This is a genomic window from Mesorhizobium sp. B3-2-1 (assembly GCF_006439515.1).
Lineage (GTDB): Bacteria > Pseudomonadota > Alphaproteobacteria > Rhizobiales > Rhizobiaceae > Mesorhizobium.
Map to the genome: position 1 here is coordinate 166155 of NZ_VFTI01000001.1, position 18050 is coordinate 184204.

17 protein-coding genes are annotated in these 18050 nt (G+C 62.1%); 7 read left to right on the forward strand and 10 right to left on the reverse strand.

What is annotated here, in order from left to right:
• The first annotated feature begins 168 nt into the window (after nt 1–168).
• Entirely contained in the window at nt 169–1077 is a 909-nt protein-coding gene (locus tag FJW08_RS00830; RefSeq protein WP_140808144.1) for a GntR family transcriptional regulator, read from the forward strand.
• 73 nt (nt 1078–1150) lie between these two features.
• Here FJW08_RS00830 and FJW08_RS00835 read toward each other — a convergent pair whose 3' ends face one another.
• The 5 genes from FJW08_RS00835 to FJW08_RS00855 all read right to left on the reverse strand — a co-directional run bounded on the left by FJW08_RS00835 (nt 1151) and on the right by FJW08_RS00855 (nt 6121).
• Nucleotides 1151–2350, reverse strand: coding sequence for a mandelate racemase/muconate lactonizing enzyme family protein (locus tag FJW08_RS00835; protein WP_140808146.1), 1200 nt, complete (start codon nt 2348–2350; stop codon nt 1151–1153).
• A gap of 9 nt (nt 2351–2359) precedes the next feature.
• Nucleotides 2360–2686 (reverse strand): NIPSNAP family protein, encoded by a 327-nt coding sequence (locus FJW08_RS00840; protein ID WP_140808148.1) that lies wholly within the window; start codon nt 2684–2686, stop codon nt 2360–2362.
• 102 nt (nt 2687–2788) lie between these two features.
• Nucleotides 2789–4147: a mandelate racemase/muconate lactonizing enzyme family protein gene (locus tag FJW08_RS00845; RefSeq protein ID WP_140808150.1), complete on the reverse strand. Its 1359-nt coding sequence runs from the start codon at nt 4145–4147 to the stop codon at nt 2789–2791.
• 54 nt (nt 4148–4201) lie between these two features.
• Nucleotides 4202–5368: a mandelate racemase/muconate lactonizing enzyme family protein gene (locus FJW08_RS00850; RefSeq protein WP_140808152.1), complete on the reverse strand. Its 1167-nt coding sequence runs from the start codon at nt 5366–5368 to the stop codon at nt 4202–4204.
• Nucleotides 5369–5410: 42 nt separating this feature from the next.
• Nucleotides 5411–6121 carry a GntR family transcriptional regulator gene (locus tag FJW08_RS00855; RefSeq protein ID WP_140808154.1) on the reverse strand — a complete coding sequence of 237 codons (711 nt, stop codon included), beginning with the start codon at nt 6119–6121 and terminating at the stop codon, nt 5411–5413.
• Nucleotides 6122–6304: 183 nt separating this feature from the next.
• Between FJW08_RS00855 and FJW08_RS00860 the strand changes: the two genes are divergently transcribed.
• The 6 genes from FJW08_RS00860 to FJW08_RS00885 all read left to right on the forward strand — a co-directional run bounded on the left by FJW08_RS00860 (nt 6305) and on the right by FJW08_RS00885 (nt 12774).
• Nucleotides 6305–7783 carry a sugar ABC transporter substrate-binding protein gene (locus tag FJW08_RS00860; RefSeq protein ID WP_140808156.1) on the forward strand — a complete coding sequence of 493 codons (1479 nt, stop codon included), beginning with the start codon at nt 6305–6307 and terminating at the stop codon, nt 7781–7783.
• Nucleotides 7784–7860: 77 nt separating this feature from the next.
• Nucleotides 7861–8820 (forward strand): sugar ABC transporter permease, encoded by a 960-nt coding sequence (locus FJW08_RS00865; protein WP_140808158.1) that lies wholly within the window; start codon nt 7861–7863, stop codon nt 8818–8820.
• The gene (locus tag FJW08_RS00870; protein ID WP_140808160.1) at nt 8817–9707 is read left to right on the forward strand and encodes a carbohydrate ABC transporter permease; all 891 of its coding nucleotides are present in this window, start codon (nt 8817–8819) and stop codon (nt 9705–9707) included. Before FJW08_RS00865 ends, FJW08_RS00870 begins: the two co-directional genes overlap by 4 nt.
• 10 nt (nt 9708–9717) lie before the next feature.
• Complete coding sequence (locus tag FJW08_RS00875; RefSeq protein ID WP_140808162.1) at nt 9718–10815, forward strand: ABC transporter ATP-binding protein; 1098 nt, start codon at nt 9718–9720, stop codon at nt 10813–10815.
• A gap of 28 nt (nt 10816–10843) precedes the next feature.
• Nucleotides 10844–12007 carry a mandelate racemase/muconate lactonizing enzyme family protein gene (locus FJW08_RS00880; RefSeq protein ID WP_140808164.1) on the forward strand — a complete coding sequence of 388 codons (1164 nt, stop codon included), beginning with the start codon at nt 10844–10846 and terminating at the stop codon, nt 12005–12007.
• Between the two features lie 23 nt (nt 12008–12030).
• Entirely contained in the window at nt 12031–12774 is a 744-nt protein-coding gene (locus FJW08_RS00885; protein ID WP_140808165.1) for a ribonuclease activity regulator RraA, read from the forward strand.
• A 240-nt stretch (nt 12775–13014) separates the two neighbouring features.
• Here the strand turns inward: FJW08_RS00885 and FJW08_RS00890 are convergent, their stop codons facing one another.
• The 5 genes from FJW08_RS00890 to FJW08_RS00910 all read right to left on the reverse strand — a co-directional run bounded on the left by FJW08_RS00890 (nt 13015) and on the right by FJW08_RS00910 (nt 17984).
• Complete coding sequence (locus FJW08_RS00890) at nt 13015–14067, reverse strand: ABC transporter permease (protein ID WP_140808167.1); 1053 nt, start codon at nt 14065–14067, stop codon at nt 13015–13017.
• A complete protein-coding gene (locus FJW08_RS00895; RefSeq protein WP_140808168.1) occupies nt 14064–14861 on the reverse strand; it encodes an ATP-binding cassette domain-containing protein in 798 nt (265 codons plus the stop codon). The genes FJW08_RS00890 and FJW08_RS00895 overlap by 4 nt, the downstream gene beginning before the upstream one ends.
• A 74-nt stretch (nt 14862–14935) precedes the next feature.
• Nucleotides 14936–15949, reverse strand: coding sequence for a substrate-binding domain-containing protein (locus FJW08_RS00900; RefSeq protein ID WP_140756981.1), 1014 nt, complete (start codon nt 15947–15949; stop codon nt 14936–14938).
• 98 nt (nt 15950–16047) lie between these two features.
• Nucleotides 16048–16953 (reverse strand): sugar phosphate isomerase/epimerase, encoded by a 906-nt coding sequence (locus FJW08_RS00905; protein WP_181178381.1) that lies wholly within the window; start codon nt 16951–16953, stop codon nt 16048–16050.
• Nucleotides 16953–17984 carry a Gfo/Idh/MocA family oxidoreductase gene (locus FJW08_RS00910; protein ID WP_140756977.1) on the reverse strand — a complete coding sequence of 344 codons (1032 nt, stop codon included), beginning with the start codon at nt 17982–17984 and terminating at the stop codon, nt 16953–16955. Before FJW08_RS00910 ends, FJW08_RS00905 begins: the two co-directional genes overlap by 1 nt.
• Between the last annotated feature and the right edge of the window lie 66 nt (nt 17985–18050).

Below are 18050 nucleotides of genomic sequence, written 5' to 3' on the forward strand. Positions count from 1 at the left end.
AGGCAAAACTTTCCTCCCCGCGCGAACTCTTGCGAGCCGCGCGCCACCAAGTCGTGTCAATTTCGATCTTCTTGTTATCGATAAAAAACATCTTGGAGTATCGGGTCAAGTTGTTTTTTATGGATAAAGGTCATGCTAGAAAGGACAAGACTTTCTCTGGAGGCCCCGATGAAAACCGACACCGTTTACAAGAAGGCGTTCAATCGCGTGGCCCACATGATGCGCGACGGGCAGTTGGCCGGTCAGCTTCCATCCGAGAACGAGCTGCGGCGGCGGGTAGGCGTCAGCCGCACGACGATACGCAAGGTGCTGGAAGAACTTGTCCACCGAGCCATGGTCAGCGAAGAGAACGGCATTCGGGCAGTTGGGCGACCGGCCAACGATGATGACTGCTACCCGGACGCGGAAACCACGCCCCGCGCGACGCATGTCGAACAGCAATTCATGGAGTGGATGCTGCGTGGCGACACCAGGCCCGGGACCAGCATCAACGAGCTTGACCTCGCCCGGCAATTTGGCGTCGCAACCAACGGCATCAGGGAATTCCTGATCCGTTTCAGCCGCTTCGGCCTGATCGAGAAGCGGCCGAATTCCGGGTGGCTTTTCAAAGGTTTCACGGAAGACTTCGCACTCGAGCTGTTTGAAATCAGAGTGATGTTCGAGGTGCGGTCGGCGCGCCTGTTTTCACAGCAGCCCGACAGTTCTCCGCTGTGGGCGAAACTCGCCGCGCTCAAGTTATCGCACATTGAACTGCTCGAGCACATGGAAAGCCGCTTTCACGACTTCTCCAGGCTGGACAATCGTTTTCACCGGCTCATCAACGAGGCATCGCCGAACCGGTTCATCGATGACTTCTACGACATCATCACGTTCATTTTTCACTATCACTATCAGTGGAACAAGCAGGACGAAAAGCAGCGCAATCAGGCAGCCATCGTCGAACACATCGTTTTTATCGATGCGCTGGAAAGCCGCAATGCAGCGCGGATCGAGATCGCCTGTCGCGCGCACCTCGACTCGGCAAGGGAAACGCTGACGCGTTCGCTGCTGGTATTTGATGAGATTCCGACAGGATAATTACCCGACATATGGCGGCGCATTACTGCCCGGAAGCTAAGGGGAGATGGCGTCCGTGCGCAAAGAAGATGGTTCAGTCGAAGAAACCTGTATCCTCTTCCCTGAGATACTTCCTGGCTGCTTCGGCGTCGATGTCGAGGCCCAGCCCCGGTGCTTCGAGCAGATCCACCATGCTGTCCTTCACGATCTGCTTGGGCAGGCCGATGACGATGTCGTTCCACCAGGGATCGGAGGCACTCGGGTATTCGAACGCCACGTAGTTGGCGGGCAAGGTGGCGCAGACATTGATCAGCGCGCCGAGGCCCAGCAGGCCGTTCGCGGTGCCGTGCGGCGCCATCAGGATCGAGTGCATATAGGCGTGCTCGGCGACCCATTTGAGCTCGGCAATGCCGCCAATGTCGGCAGGATCGGGGCCGATGACGCGCACCGCCTGCGTCTCGATCAGCTCCTTGAAATTGTGCCTGAGGTAAATCTGCTCGCCGGTATGGATCGGCGTCGAAGTAGAGGTGGTCAGCTCCCGGTAGGCTTGCGGGTTGACCCACGGCACGTAGTCGCCGGTCAGCATATCCTCGAGCCACATCAAATTGTACTTCTCGACCGCGCGAGCGAACTTGATCGCATCGGGCAGCATCCAGCCCGGGCCGCAGTCGAGCGCCAGGCTGACCTTGTCGCCCAACACTTCCTTCATCGCGATCACGCACTCGAGCATGTGGTTGAAACCGCGTTCGCTGATCACGCCCTGATCCATGGCACCGTGATAGCCGGCCTTCTTCTGCGTTACGCCATAGTGGAAAGCATCGACCGTGTCCTTCATGTTGGAATGGAACGAGATTCCTTGCTTGACCATGAAGAAATTCTGCGGCTGCTCCATCATCCATTTGACATCGGCGGCGTAATCCTCCGGCCGGTCGCCCGTGCGCTTCTGGCGGATCGAGCCGTTGTAGACGCGCACCTTGTCGCGCACCTTGCCGCCGAGCAGCTTATATGCCGGCACGCCCGCCGCCTTGCCGGCAATGTCCCACAGCGCATGTTCGATGGCGCTGACCGCCGCGCCATAGGGCTTGAAAGAGCCGCGTTGGCGGATCTTCAACATGACCCGCTCGACGTCGGTCGGATCCTCGCCGATCAGCGCCTCGCGGAAATGCAGCACCCATGGCTTGAGGTAGGTCTTGGTGAACTCGACCTCGCCAAGGCCGTAGAGACCTTCGTCAGTGACGATACGGACGATGGGATGTTTGCCGATAACGGCGCACCGCAGGTCGGTGATCTTCATGGCGCAGTCCTATTTCACAGACGAGAAAGCTGTCGGCGTGAGCAGCTGGCTGCTGATATTGGCAATGATCTGCCCGTCGCGCTCAGACTCGTCCCGGGCCTTGTGCCATGCCGGATCGGTGACGAAAGCCGCCCATTTCGCCTCACGCTCGGCCAGCGATTCCCAGGCGAGGAAATAGGTGAGGCGATTGCTGTTTTCGCCGATCGCCGTGGTGAAAAACCCGGCTTGGCGGATGCCATGCCTCTCCCAGATGGCCAGCGTTTGGTCGGAAAAGCGCTTGAGCAAAGTCGGCAGCCTGCCCGGCAGGCAGTCATAGATACGCAGTTCGTAGATCATGGTTTCGTCCGTTTCTTTCTTCGCCTCTCCCTTGGGAGAGGTCGACACGAATGGTCGTCGTTGGCCCTGTGAGCCTGGGGGAATGAGGGCAAGGGGTCTGGGCTAACTCCAGGTCCGGTCCCAGCTATATTCATTGTCCCAATGCTCGGTGGATTGCCATATCCCCGTGACACCGGGCTGCAGATGCTGGCTGATCACCTCGTCGACCACATCGTCTATGCCCAGCCCCGGCTTGTCGGGCACGGTGATGAAGCCGTCCTTCACAAGCGGCTTGGGCAGACCCGTGACGATATCGTCCCACCAGTCCACTTCGACGCTGTGAAACTCGAGCGCCATGAAGTTCTCGGTCGCGGTGGCGACATGCGCGGCGGCCATCGCGGCGATCGGACTTTCGGCCATATGGATCGCCATGGCGACACCGTGATCCTGCGCCATATCGCCGATCTTCTTGGTCTCGAGAATGCCCCCACTGGTGAGCAGGTCCGGGTGGATGACCGAGAGGCCGCCGCTCTTGAGCAGCGGCTCGAAGCCTTCCTTGAGGTAGATGTCCTCGCCGGTGCAGATCGGCACCGTGGTAGCCCGCTGCAATTGCCGGTACTGCTCGGTGTATTGCCAGGGGATCACGTCCTCCAGCCAGGCCGGAACGTATTTCTCGATACGGCGCGACAGGCGTATGCCATCCTGCAGCGAGATGTGGCCGACATGGTCGATGGCAAGCGGGATCTCGTATCCGATGACCTCGCGAACCTCGTGGATATACTGCTCGAGCAGGTCTATCCCCTTTTCGGTGAAATGCAGGCCTGTGAACGGGTGCTGCACGTTCTGCGCGTCATAAGCGAGATTGCGGGCCTTGCGCTCCTCGAACGAGCCACCGCAGCCGCGCGGGTTGCCGTTAAACCCTTCGAAGGCGCCGGCGGGTGCGACCACGGCGCCCGGGACATGGGCGATCTGCATCAAGCCCAGATCCATCTTCAAGAAGGTGAACCCGCGGCCCATGCGTTCCTTGAGGCGCTTGCCGGTTTCGGTGCCGCTGGGTTTCTCGGCGTCGGTATCGCAATAGACGCGCACCTTGTCGCGGAACCGTCCGCCCAGCATCTGGTAGATCGGCACGCCATAGGCCTTGCCGGCGATGTCCCACAGCGCGATTTCGACCGCCGAGACGCCGCCGCCCTGCCGGCCGTGCCCGCCGAACTGCTTAATCCGGCGAAACAGGCGGTCGATGTCGCAGGGGTTCTCGCCAAGCAGCCGGCTCTTCAACATCAGCGCGTAGGTGGCGCTGGCGCCGTCGCGCACCTCGCCAAGCCCGACGATGCCCTGGTTGGTATAGATCTTGAGCAGCGCCGAGGTGAACGGCGCACCGACGATCTCGGCCACCCGCATGTCGGTGATGCGAAGCTCGGACGGCTTCGAATTGGTGTTGACCCGGTTGAGGGCCTCGTCGGCTCCATCCGTCCTTGGCATAACTTATCCTCGTTCTGGTCGGCGGGCCTGTCGCCCCGCATGCTGCCGATGGCGCTAGCCCAGTTCGATCTCATGGGCTTGCAAATAATCGCGGTTCATCTCGATGCCGAGACCCGGCCTCGACGAAAGCTTGAGGCTGCCGTTCGAAACGTCGAGCGGCTTGTCGATGAGATGATTGTACTTACCCAAATTCCACTCCGACGTTTCGAGCTTGTAGAAGTTCGGAACGGTCATCATCACCTGCGCTCCCGCAACCACGTTGATCGGCCCCGCGGCATCATGGGGCGAGACCGGGATGTAGTAGGCTTCGCACAGGGCGGAAATCTTCTTGAGTTCGGTAATGCCGCCGGTCCAGGTGACGTCGGGCATGATGTAGTCGGCGAGGTTGTTCTCGAGCACCGGCACGAAATCCCACTTCGTGTGGCCGCGCTCGCCCCACGAAATGGCGGCACTGACCTTCTCGCGCACCTGCTTAAGGGCGTTAAGGCTCTCGGGCGGACAAGGCTCCTCGAACCAGTCGATCTGGCCGGCTTCCTCGAGGCTGCGACAGAGGCGAATGGCGGTCGGAACGTCGAAGCGGCCATGCGCATCGATGAGAATGTCGACATCTGGTCCCGCCGTTTCGCGGATCAGAGCCGTGAGTTCGGCAGCCTCGCGCTCGTCCTTGCGGGTCATGCTGCCATCGAGGTAGCCGTCACGCTGTTCGCGCGACACGCCGCCGGCACCGCGACCCTGGTGAGGGAAAGGATCGAACTTGAGAGCAGTGTGTCCGGATTCGACGATGTCCAGGATTTCGCGGGCCACAGCATCCTTGCTGGTGAATTTAGCCTGGTTGGGATGGGTGTAGAGCGCGATTTCATCCCGGACTGGCCCGCCCAAGAGCTCGTAGACCGGCTTGCCGAGAGCTTTGCCCCTGAGATCCCAGAGGGCTATGTCGATCGCGCTCACGCATTCGACCGCGGCGCCGCGGCTGCCCATATAGGTGAAGCTGCGGAAGATCTTGTGCCAGAGATGCTCGATACGCGCCGGATCCTCGCCCGTCACCGCGGCTCCGATCTGTCGAAGGATCGTGCAGAGGGCACGGTTGGCGAGCTCGGTGGTGGTGGTGATCTCTCCCCAGCCGCTCACCCCCTCGTCTGTCGTCACCTCGACGAACAGGAATTCTCCCCAATAGGAAGCATCGGACTTGATCAGCCACGGCCGAACGCTCGTGATTTTCATTTCAACTACCTTTGTCCGTAATCCTAGACTTGATCCCTCGTCCTATCCGGCCCGAGCGGCGTTGCGCGCACGCATCTGTTCGAGAACATGCCGGCCGGAACCCTCGACATGGCGGGAAATGAGTTCGGCTGCCTTGTCTGCCTCTCCCGCCTTGATGAGCGCAATGAGTTCGCGGTGCTCGCGAATGATCGCGGCACGCCGCGCGAGCGTAAAATTGAAGCGTCGGCTCACCGCTCGCAGCACTTCGCGATGCTTCCACCAGAGCTCGGCTGCATGGCGGTTATAGTGCCGCTGGTACATCACGGTGTGGAAGGCTGTATCCAGTTCGCTGTGCCTGAACGTGTCGGCGAAGTTGTTCTCTTCGATCAGGCCTTGGATGCGTTCCAGTTCGGCGATGTCCTCGCCGGTAGCCATACCCACGAACCATCGCGTCAAGGCTGGTTCGATCAGAACACCGATTTCGTAGATGTCGCGGACAAAATCCTGATCGATGGGCCTTACACGCGCCCCGCGATTGGGCGAGAAGATGACGAACCCCTCGCCGCGCAACAGTTGCAGGGCCTCGCGCACGGGATTGGTCGACGTGCCGTGGCGGCGGGCGAGATCGGTGACAACAAGCCGTTCGTTGGCGGCGAGCCGTCCCTCGATGATGTCTTCCCTTATCAGTTCGTAAAGCGAGGCGCCCTCGCTGGAGGCTCCGATGGCGTCGATCCCCGCAGGTGGCTTTGCTTTGAAATCGCTTGTTTCGGCCAAGGCCGGCTCCCCAAATTAATACACAGTCTGTCCGATATCACGCACGGTTCCCACAAACAATGTACGATCTGGCGCGTTGACAGGCAATTCATGATCTGAAAACGTACTAACCGATCGAGGGGGTACATTATACCGAAAGAACCATCCTCGCGATCGCAGGGCGGAGAACCAGGGAGGATACCTATGACGAGGATCATGCTCGGCAGTGCGGTCCTGCGCGGCACTGTCGTCGGAGTTTTGGCGGCATCGCTTATGTCCACGTCGGCGCTGGGTGCGCCGCCGGTCGACCTGAGCAAATGGTCGCCCGAATATGTGCGCTCCATCGCCGGAACACAGGATTTCGACACGGCCGGCGATTGCGCCAAGATCACCCCGCTCGATTACAAGGGGCGACTGACTTTCTGGTATCAGGGCGTGTTCGAGGGCGACCCCGACCTCCTGCGCCAGTACTACAAGGATTTCTTCGAGACTTTCCGCAAGACCTATCCGAACATCCAGCTCGAGGAACAGGCACTCACCTATAACGACCTTCTCGACAAATTCCGCACGGCACTCCTGGGCAATGCCGCGCCGATGGCGGTGCGCCTGCAAATCCTGGGCGGTACCGAATTCGCCTCGAAGGGCTACCTGCAGCCGCTCAAACCCGAGGATGTCGGCTATTCGACCGAGGATTTCTGGCCCGGCGCCATGAAGGCCGTGACCTGGGATGGGGTGACCTACGGCATACCGACGAACAACGAGACGATGGCGTTCATCTGGAATGCCGACATCTTCAAGCGTGCGGGCCTCGATCCGGACAAGGCTCCGGCAACCTGGGACGACGTCGTCAAATACTCCAAGCAGATCCACGACAAGCTCGGCATTGCCGGTTACGGCCTCGTGGCTCGCAAGAATGCCGGCAATACGCCCTATCGCTTCATGCCGCAGTTGTGGGCCTATGGCGGCGGCGTCTTCGACGAAGCCACCGCGAATCCGACTTACAAGGAAGTGGAGCTCGACAGCCCGCAGAGCAAGGCGGCGCTGCAAGCCTCATACGACATGTATGTTCGCGACAAGTCTGTTCCGGTTTCGGCACTTACCAACCAGCAGGCCGACAACCAGCCTCTGTTCGTCGCCGGCCAGTTGGGCATGATGATCTCGCACCCGTCCGACTACAACGTCATGCTCGACCTCCAGGCCAAGGCGACCGGAACCGACAAGGACAAGGCGCAGACCGTTATCGACAACATGCGCTACGGCCTGATCCCGACCGGCCCCGACGGCAAGCGCGCCGTCGTGTTCGGCGGCTCGAACATTCACATCCTGAAGCCCGAATACGTAGAGGGCGGCAAGGTGGACGAGCCGGCGGCGAAGGCGATCATCTGCATGTGGACGAGCCCTGAATGGTCGCTGAAGATGGCCTATGCCGGCTCGAACCCGGGCAACCTCAACGGCTTCAAGACCAAGTGGATGAAGGAACGTCTGAACAACATCAAGTTCCTCGATGTCACGACCTCGATGCTGCCGTATGGCATCCCGTTCCCGGCGCTGCCAGAGTCCCCGGAGATCATGAACATCATCGTCCCGGACATGCTGCAGAATGCCCTGACCGGAGCGATGACCGTCGATCAGGCAGCGGACGACGCGGCCAAGAAGGTGAAAGACCTGATGGGCGGACTCTAGTCCGGACCTGACCTCCGATCTGGCCGGCTGCGCCGAGAGTGCAGCCGGTTCGTTCCGAAGAACAAGGGCACGCCACAGTGACGATCGTGACCGGCAAGGCCGAGGGTCGCCGAAAATTGCAACGCGGCAGGTCCGGCGCGTTGCGGAACGTCTGGGAGCATCGCGCCGACTATGCGTACGTGCTCCCGGCAATCGCCGTGATGCTCATCGTCATCGCCTATCCGATCTACTACACGATCGAGTTGTCGTTCTATAAGACGCCGCCTGGTCTGCAGCTCCGCGACAAGACATTCATCGGCTTCGAAAACTACACCACCATCCTCACCAGTGAGGTGTTCTGGAAGGTAACCTGGAACACCCTGATCTGGACATTCGGGTCCACCTTCATCTCTTTTGTCCTGGGGTTTGCCACGGCGCTGGCGCTGCACCGCGACTTTGTCGGCCGCGGTGTCCTGCGCGCTATCCTGATCATTCCCTGGGTGATCAGCGCCGTCGCCGCCTCCTATATCTGGAAGTGGATCTACCATTCGGATTTCGGCATCATCGGCGCGGTGCTGGTGGGCCTCGGACTGACCGACCGGCCGCCCAATTTCATCGACAACGTCAGCACTGTGCTGCCCTCCCTGATCGTCGTCAATATCTGGCGCGAGTTCCCGTTTGCCATGATCATGATGATGGCCGGCCTGCAGACTGTCCCAGACCAGTTGTTGCGCGCCGCCAAAGTCGACGGGGCCAACGCATGGCAACGCTTCTGGCACGTCACCTTCCCGCACTTGCGCAACGTCTCGGTGGTGACGATCCTGCTGCTGGCGGTAGCCAACTTCAATTCCTTCATCATCCCCTGGATCATGACCGGAGGCGGGCCGTCAAACGCATCGCATATCTGGATAACCCACATTTACGAGCTCGCCTTCGGCCGCCAGCGCTGGGGCGTGGCATCCGCCTATTCGGTGCTCCTATTCCTCATCCTGATGGCGCTGGGCTATTTCTACGTCCGTGCGCTGAACGGCAATGAGCGGAAAGAGGGGAGCGCATGAGCACGATCGCCGAGACAGCCTCTCGAGGCCGGACCCGTCGCCGCATGCGCGTCGACGGATGGCGGTGGGCCGGGCGCATCTTCCTGTTGTTCATGCTGCTCTACACCGCGGTTCCGATGATCTGGATGCTGATCACCTCCATCAAGTCCGGCTTCGCGGCGACGCAATTCCCGCCACAATGGTGGCCGGACGAGCCTACGCTTGCCAGCTACCAGAAGCTGCTCGATCCGCAGAACAGTGTCGGCCAGGACTTCCTGCGCTTCTTCTGGAACAGCCTGTTCGTGTCGACCGCCACGACAATCCTTTCGGTGATCGTGGCCGTCCCCGCGGCCTATGCGTTTTCGCGCTTCACTTTCCCGGGCCGGAACTTCCTGTTCTTCGCCGTGCTGCTGCGCAACATGTTCCCGGCGGTGATCTTTCTCGTGCCGCTCTTCATCCTGATGCGCGCGATCGGGCTGGTGAACACGCATGGCTCGCTGATCCTGACCTACCTCACCTTCGGCCTGCCCCTGGCGATCTGGCTGCTCAAGGGCTTCTACGACAATATCCCGGTGCAGCTCGAGCAGGCGGCGCGCATCGACGGGGCAACGCGGTTTCAGGCCTTCATCATGATCGTGATGCCGCTCTCGACGCCGGGGATCATCGCCACTGCGATCTATTCCTTCATCGGCGCATGGAACGAATACATCTACGCCTACACCTTCCTCTCCAAGAACGACCAGTTGACGCTGCCGGTCGGCATCCAGCGCTTCTTCTCGGAAAATACGACGGACTTTCCGGGCCTGATGGCGGCGAGCTTCATGATGAGCGTGCCCGTCGTGGTGCTGTTCCTCGTCCTGCAACGATACTTCGTACGCGCCCTGACAGAAGGCGCGGTCAAGCATTAGGGAGTTGCCGATGGCCCACGTGGTCCTCAAAGATCTCGTCAAGACCTACGGTAACTTCAAAGCCGTCAACGACGTTTCGCTGACGGTCAGCGACGGCGAGTTCGTTGCGCTCGTCGGCCCTTCAGGCTGCGGCAAGACAACCACGCTCAATCTCGTCGCGGGGCTGACCCCGGTCACCTCGGGCGACATCGTCATCGGGGACCGGGTGGTCAACGATCTCGACCCCAAGGACAGGGACATCGCAATGGTGTTCCAGAACTACGCGCTCTATCCGCAAAAGTCGGTCTATATGAATCTCGCTTTCCCGCTGCAGATGCGCAGACTGCCCAGGGACGAGATCGACAAGAAGGTCAAGGAAGCGGCGCGCGTGCTGGACATGACGCACCTGCTCGAGCGCAAGCCGCGTGAACTTTCGGGCGGCCAGCAGCAGCGCGTCGCCCTGGGCCGCGCGCTCGTGCGCGACCCAGCGGTGTTCCTCATGGACGAGCCGCTCTCCAACCTCGACGCCAAACTGCGCGTGCAGATGCGGTCGGAGATCAAGCGCTTCCACCAGGATCTGAAGGCGACGATCATCTATGTGACGCACGACCAGCTCGAAGCCGTGACGATGGCCGACAAGATGGCGGTGATGAACGGTGGCTTCCTGCAGCAATACGATTCACCGGCGCAGGTCTTTGCCCATCCGGTGAACATGTTCGTCGCCAGCTTCATCGGCAGCCCGGCGATGAGCCTCATTCCGCTGGAGGCGTCCTCCGCGAACGGCGGAACCGTGTTGACCAGCGCGGAGGGTTGGAGCCTCGGGCTCTCGCCGCGCAACGTCCAGAAGGTCACGAAGGCAACGACCAAGAAAGTCGTACTCGGCGCACGTCACTCGACGATCAAACTGCACAAGAGTGCGGTGCCGGGCAGCATCCCGGCCAAGGTCTACACGGTGGAGCCAACCGGAGACGTCACCTTCGTGCAGGCGATCCTGTCCGGCGCCATAGTCAACGTCAGCGTGCCGCCGAACATTGCCGTCGCGCCCGACGAGCGGATCTGGCTCGAGTTCGACCAGGAGCGGATGCATCTGTTCGACGGCGAAACCGAAATGGCCCTCGAGGCCGGCTGAGACAGGGCGGAATGCTTGTGGGACGTGGATGACTGCGAAGCTTAAGATCACCGCGATCAAGTCCTATCCGGTGTGGGTGGGAACGCGCAACCAGATGCTGGTCAAGGTCGAGACCGACCACGGCATCTTCGGCTGGGGCGAGAGCGGCCTGAGCGGACGCGAGAAGGCCGTGGCCGGCGCGGTCGAGCACTATAGCGAGTTTCTGGTCGGCCGCGACCCCATGCAGATCGGGCGGATCTGGCAGGAGGTTTACCGCAGCCAGTATTTCGAAGGCGGGCGCGTTCTGCAGGCGGCGATATCCGCCATCGACATCGCCCTTCACGACATCAAGGGCAAGGCGCTGGGGGTGCCGGTCTACGAGCTGCTGGGCGGCAAGCAACGGGACCGGATCCCCACCTTCGCCTCGACCGGAGACGAGGCCGAGGGCGATGTTGCCATCGAGCGGGCCCGCGAACTGCGCGCCCAGGGCTGGCAGGCAATCCGCTTTTTCCCCGTCGGGCAAAACAGCAGGGACATCTTCGAGCCCCGCGAGTCGATCGGCGCTACAGCGACTATGCTGAACAAGGCGCGCGGGGCGCTGGGCGACGATGTCGTCCTCGGCATCGACTATCATCATCGGCTGTCGGTGGCGGAGGCGGCGAGCTTCTGCAACAAGCTCGACCGCGGCGTGCTCGATTTCCTCGAGGAGCCGATACGCGACGAGACGCCGGAGGCCTACGAGTCCCTGCGCACCATGACCGACATCCCCTTTGCCATCGGCGAGGAATTTGCAAGCAAGTGGCAGTTCCTGCCTTATATCGAGCGCGGCATCCACCAGTTCAACCGGCTCGATATCTGCAATGTCGGCGGGTTCACCGAAGCGATGAAAGTCGCCGGCTGGAGCGAGGCGCACTATGTGGACCTGATGCCACACAATCCGCTTGGTCCAGTATGCACGGCCGCGACCGTGCATCTGGCCGCCGCGGTACCCAATTTTTCGTGGCTGGAGACAAGGGCGCCCGAAGCAAAGCTTGGCTTCGACAATTCCGAATTCTTCCCGGTGCAACCACGGCTCGACGGCCCCGATTATCTCGTCACCGATCTGCCGGGGCTCGGCGTCGAGGTCAACGAAGAGGCGGTCCGCGCGCAGAGCTTCCGTTTCTGGGAAGCGCCCCACCTCAAGCGCCGCGATGGTTCTGTCACGAACTGGTAGTTCCCTTTCAATCGGAGTCCACAATGACGCATACTTCCGACATCACGCGGCCGCCCAAGGATCTGATCGACGCGCTAAGGGAGATCGGCGCCGCGACGGTCGCCGGCACGCTTGGCCATATGGGCTTCCGCAATCCGCACATGGTCGGTCCGGTGGCGCAGAACCACGGCAAGTCGATCGTCGGGCCGGCGCTGACGCTGCAGTTCATGCCGCAGCGGCCGGACCTCTTCACCGAGGGCGAATATGCCGACCCGGAGACGCAATTGCACCGGCATGTGCTCTACCACGCGCAGGAAGGCGACGTGGTCGTGGTCGACGCGCGCGGCGACATGAGCTCGGGCGTCTTCGGCGATATGATGTCGACGTATTTCAAGGGCAGAGGCGGCGCGGGTATCGTCATCGACGGGTGCATGCGCGACCGGCCCAATGTCGAAAAGCTCGATCTGGCGCTATGGCTGCGCGGCTGGACGCCCAACTACCATGTGCAAACCAGCATCTATCCCAATGCCGTCAACGTTCCGATTGCCTGCGGCGGTGTCACGGTGATCCCCGGCGACATCATCGTCGCCGACGACGACGGGGTGGTCGTGCTGCCCGTCGCAATGGCCGCAAAGGTGATCGATGAATCACAGAAGCATCACGACTGGGAGGAATTTTCGCGCATGAAGCTCATGGAGGGCGGGTCGTTGCAACGCTATTATCCGCTGCACCCAAGTGCCAACGAAGAGTATGAGGCTTGGCGAAAGGCCAACCCCAAATTTCAATAGACGGACGAGAGCATGGAATGTTTCTCGAATTGTCCATTGCCTTGTCAGGCACGGATTCTTTCGACGCAAGAACCCTGCGGTCGCCGATAGCTTTGGCGCGTGAGCTCAGCCATCGTGCCGATCTTCTCGGTGAAACTCGAGGAGGAAAAAGCTAACCCATATCAAGTTGCGTGGGTTGGCAGACAGCTCCATCAATGCCGGCGCCGTCGGCCAACAAATTCTCGCACCAAGCTGATCGTGTCACCGATACCTTGCCTGGTTCCATTTATGGCCAAGCAGCGAAAGGATGATGATCAGCCCGTTGAAGAACTGGACGTAGAAGCCGCTCAGGCCAGCCGCCACAACGCCGGTCTGGATGAACGACACCGTGACCGCGCCGATCGCGCCGCCGGCCACTGTGCCGATACCGCCCCAGGTCGGCGTGCCGCCGACGAACACCGAGGCCAGCACCGGCAAGAGATAGCCGTCGCCTGCCGTCGGCCACCAGGTGAAGTTGATCATCACCGAGAAGGTGCCGGCGATCGCGGCCCCGATGCCGACGAAGACGAATACTTTCACCCGCACGCGCTTGACGTCGATGCCCATCTGCTGGGCACTGTCGGGATTGTCGCCGACCACCTTGACCTGCGCACCGAAGCGGTGGCGGTTGTAGAGCAGCGCCGAAAGGACGACGAAGGCGATGGCCCAGAATATCTGCACTGGGACGCCCAGGATCTGGCTGGAAAAGATCCTGTAGGCCCAGCTGTCGGCAAGGCTGGTCAGCGACGTCGATCTGCCCTCATTGATGATCTGGATCAGTCCACGCAGCAGGAAATTCATGCCAAGCGTGGCGATCAGCGACGACAGCCCGCCATAGACCACCAGCGACCCGACGAGGAAACCGAGCAGCGTGCCGGTGACCAGCGCTGCCGCAATGCCGAGGAACGGATCGTAGCCGGCCTGCACCACCAGCGCGAAGACCCAGGAGGCAAAACCCATCGTCGCGGGAAACGACAGGTCGATCTCGCCGCAGGTGACGACGAAGACCAGCGGCACGACCACGAACAGCGCCACGGGAAGCGTGGTGAGCACGGCGCTGTAGAGATACCAGGTTGTGAAGACCGTCGGGTTGGCGATCATGAACACCGCCATCATGACGATGAACACGCCGAGCGTGCCAAGCGACGCGCGGTTGTCAAGGATGAAGCCGCGCATCCAGTGATCGGACGGGTGCTTCCACTCGTTCTGGGAACTGCCTTGGCGGGAAGTGCCGGCCGCCGGCTCGTGCAGATTGGGCTCCATGGTCTTGCTCATCGTGCTCTCTGCTCCGCGTCGCCGGTGTCGTGCAACCCGGCCAACCCACCCGGATGTGCGACGTCTTCCATGAAATTGATGAGATCTTCGGCCGACTTGACCTCGCTCCGGTCGGCTGTGAGCGCGACCTTGCCGCGATCCAGCACCACGAAGCGATCGGCGATGTCGAAGACATGATGGATGTTGTGGCCGATGAACAGGATCGAGCGGCCGCTCGCCCGCACCTGGCGCACGAAATGGAAGACCTTGGCGGTCTCGGTCAGAGACAGCGCCGTCGTCGGCTCGTCGAGGACGATCAGTTCCGCCTGCTTGTAGATGGCGCGCGCGATCGCCACGCCCTGACGTTCGCCGCCCGACAACTGGCCGACGATCGAGTGCGGCGTGAATACTTTCGAGGTGAAGCCTATCTCGCGCATCAGCCGACTCGCCTCCTCGATTTCCTTGCCGACCTTCAGCCAGCCGAGAAAGCCGGTGAGTTCGCGGCCCATGAAGATATTGCGCACGATCGTCTGCTGCACGGCCAGCGCCCGGTCCTGGAACACCGTTTCGATGCCGGCCTCGCGCGAACGTGCCGCATTCCATCCGGTCACCGGCTCACCGCGGATGAGGATCTCGCCGCTGGTCGGCTTGACCACGCCCGACAGGATCTTGATCAGCGTCGACTTGCCGGCGCCGTTGTCGCCGATGAGGCCGACCACCTCGCCGCGGTCGACGCTGAGATTGACCCCGCCAAGTGCGTAGACGTGGCCGTAGGACTTGGCGATATCGCGCAGTTCTATGAGACGTTCGGCCATTGGATCCTCGCTTGATTGTTACGCACCAGCGGTCCCGCCGGCCGGGGCCTGATCCCGGCCGACGGCTTGGGAGCTCAGCGCAGCGCCTGCTTGGCGAGTTCCGCGACGATCTCGTAATTCTCCGGCGTGACGAAGCCGGCGCCGGTGTCGACATTCATCGGCGCCAGACCCAGCACCACTTGCTGGCAAAGGCTGAGGATCGGCAGATAGCCCTGCAGGAACGGCTGCTGGTCGGCCGTCAGCTGCACCCAGCCGCCCTTGAAGCCTTCGACGATCTGCGGGCTGGTGTCGAAACCGAAGTTGAAAATATCGCCGGGCTTGCGCCCCGCCGCCTGCATGTAGGTTGCGACATTGCCGAGCATCTGGCCGCCGGGATAGCCGACCGCCTTGATGTCCGGGTGATTGAGGAGCGCCGCCGTGATCACCGGAATGGCGAGGTTGGGGTCGGAAGCCCATTCGCCGCTCGGCGGCGAGGACAGCTGGATGACCTCGACCCCCGCTTCCTTCAGCGCCGCCACCGTGCCGCGCTCGCGCGCGCCCCGGTTCTCGTTCTCGAACGGGCCGATCATGATTGCCTTGTCGCCGGCCTTGAGCTTGCCGAGCTTGAACGCTTCGGCGCCGAGCGCGCGGCCCTGCTGTTCCTGCTGCGCGCCGACATAGCCGCCACCGAACGCGGCCGTCACCTTCGGCACCGGGACGTTCTGGTACATCATCTTGATGCCGTCCTTATGCGCCTCTTCGGCGAGCGGCATGATCGCGGCGTCGCCCGGATGGCCCATCATGGCGATGCCCTGAGGCTTGACCGCGACCGCTTCGCGCAATTGTTGCACCATCTTCTCCGCGTCCCATTGGGAGAAGATGTAGTCGACCTTGGGCCCGAGATCGGCCGCGGCCTGCTTGGCGCCATTGTAGACGATGGTGCCGAAGGCGTCGCCCTCGGCACCGCCGACGAAGAAGCGGATGTGAACGTCCTTGCACCATTGGGCGTCGAGCGCCTGCGCCGGCAAGGTGGAGATTGCGGCGGTAAGCGCCGTGGCCGCCGCCACGACGGTCGTGCGCAGAAGTGTCGTTCTGATCGCGATGCTCATGCACGTTCCTCCCATTGTTTCCCTCGTCAGCCGAGGGGGCCTTTGAACGATTGCTTTGGCAGTACCACTTGCGGCCGGCTCCTCCCGCCGACCGATCCTCACGCCGGATTTGGCAGGTAGCTCGCACCTCCCCGGCATAGCTTGAGATACTCCAGCGCCCGCGCCTGCCCCGTGATCTCGAGGTCACCGCGATAGACCGGATCGTGCCAGCCTTCGATGTCGATGGCGCCCTTGTACCCGGCCAGCCGCAATTCGCTGATCACCCGCGTCCAGTCGCTGTCGCCGAAGCCCGGCGTGCGCATCTGCACGAACGGCAGCCGGCCGAACACCCCGTGCTCGCGAATGACGTCCCAGCGCACCGTCGCGTCCTTGCCGTGGACGTGGAAGATGCGCGGTGCCCATTTGCGGATCTGCGGCATCGGATCGATCAGATACACGAGCTGGTGGCAGGGCTCCCATTCGAGGCCGAGATTGTCGTCAGGCAACTCGTTGAACATCAGCTCCCAGGCATCCGGATTGTGGGCGATGTTCCAGTCTCCGGCAGCCCAGTTGCCGTCCATCGCACAGTTCTCGAAGGCGATGCGAACGCCCTTGTCGGCGGCGCGCCTGGCCAGCGGCCCCCACACCTCCCGAAAGCGCGGCAGGCTGTCTGTCAGCGGCTTGCCGCGGAGCCGGCCGGTAAAGCCGCAGACCATCGAGGCGCCGAACAAATGCGCATTGTCGATGACCGTCTCCCAAGCCTGGAGCACGCCACGGTCGATATCGCCGCCCTCCAGCGGATTGCCGAACACGCCGAGCGAGGACACCGTGACATCGGCGTCGCCGATCGCCTCGTGGATCTGGCCGGCCAGCCGGGGCAGGTCCTTGCCACCCAGCGTCTGCCAGAAGAAGGGCTGAATGCTCTCGAAGCCGAGCGGCAGGATTGCCTTGATGTAGGCGGCCGGGTCGTCGAGGTTGGCCCGCACCATGGTGCCGATCCTGATGTCGAGAAGCGGGTTTGGCATCAATGTGCTTCCTTTGCGATCATCACGCGGCGTCCGGTTTCGGCGCTCTCGATGGCGCCAAAGACCATGGCCAGGCTCTTGATGTTGTCGGCGCCGCGCGTTTCCGGCTCGGTGCCGGTCTCGATGGCATGCATGAAATCCCTGATGATGCCGAGATGGCCCTCGACGCGGTCGGCGGGATCGAGCGCCGGCACCTCGATTGGCTGGATTTTGTCGAACATGCCGTCGCGGCCCGGCACCACCACTTCCGCCTTCAACCCGTCATGGCCGTCCCAGATCAGGCTGCCGCGCTCGGCGACGATGCGCCAGCTGCCCTCCCAACTGGTGCGGAAGCCGGCCGCGCACCAGCTGCCCGCATAAGTGAAGACCTTGCCGCCACCGAGATCGAAGACCGCGCTGGCCGACGAGCCCTGTCGGTACCAGGAATTGGCCGGTTCCCATTCCTGGCAATGGACGCCGGCCGGCTCGCCATCGACCATGTAGCGGGCGGCGTCGAATGTGTGGATCGCCATGTCGAGCAGCAGCACATGCGCCATCTCCTCGCGAAAACCGCCGAAATGCGGCGCAACGAAAAAGTCGGCGTGGATGCTGGTCGGCTTGCCGATGGCGCCGGAGTCCAGAAACCTCCGGATGCGTCTGACATTGGCGACGTAGCGGCGGTTTTGGACGACGGCATGGATGCGCCCGGCCTGGCGGGCGGCCTCGACGATGGCGCGGGCATTTTCCGGGCTATCGGCGAGCGGCTTTTCCGTCAGCAGATGGCAATGATGGGCAAAGGCGGAAAACGCAACGTCGCGCCGGGCGGCGGGAACCACTACATCGAACACCGCTTGCGGTCGGGTCTGGTCGAGCACGGCGTCGAGGCTGGTGCCGATGACGGCACCACCGAGGTCGTATTCTCGCGCCCTCGCCTTCGCCCTGTCGGCATCGAGGTCGACAAGGCCGACAATGGCAAGCCCATCGATCCGCCGCGCGGCATCGAGCCAGGCCTTGCTCATCGCTCCGCAGCCGACCAGGACGGCGTCGATCATCCAGCACTCCTCCCTCTCGGCCCCTCCAGGCCGATCGTCCCGGCGTTCACGGCATTACCGTAAACG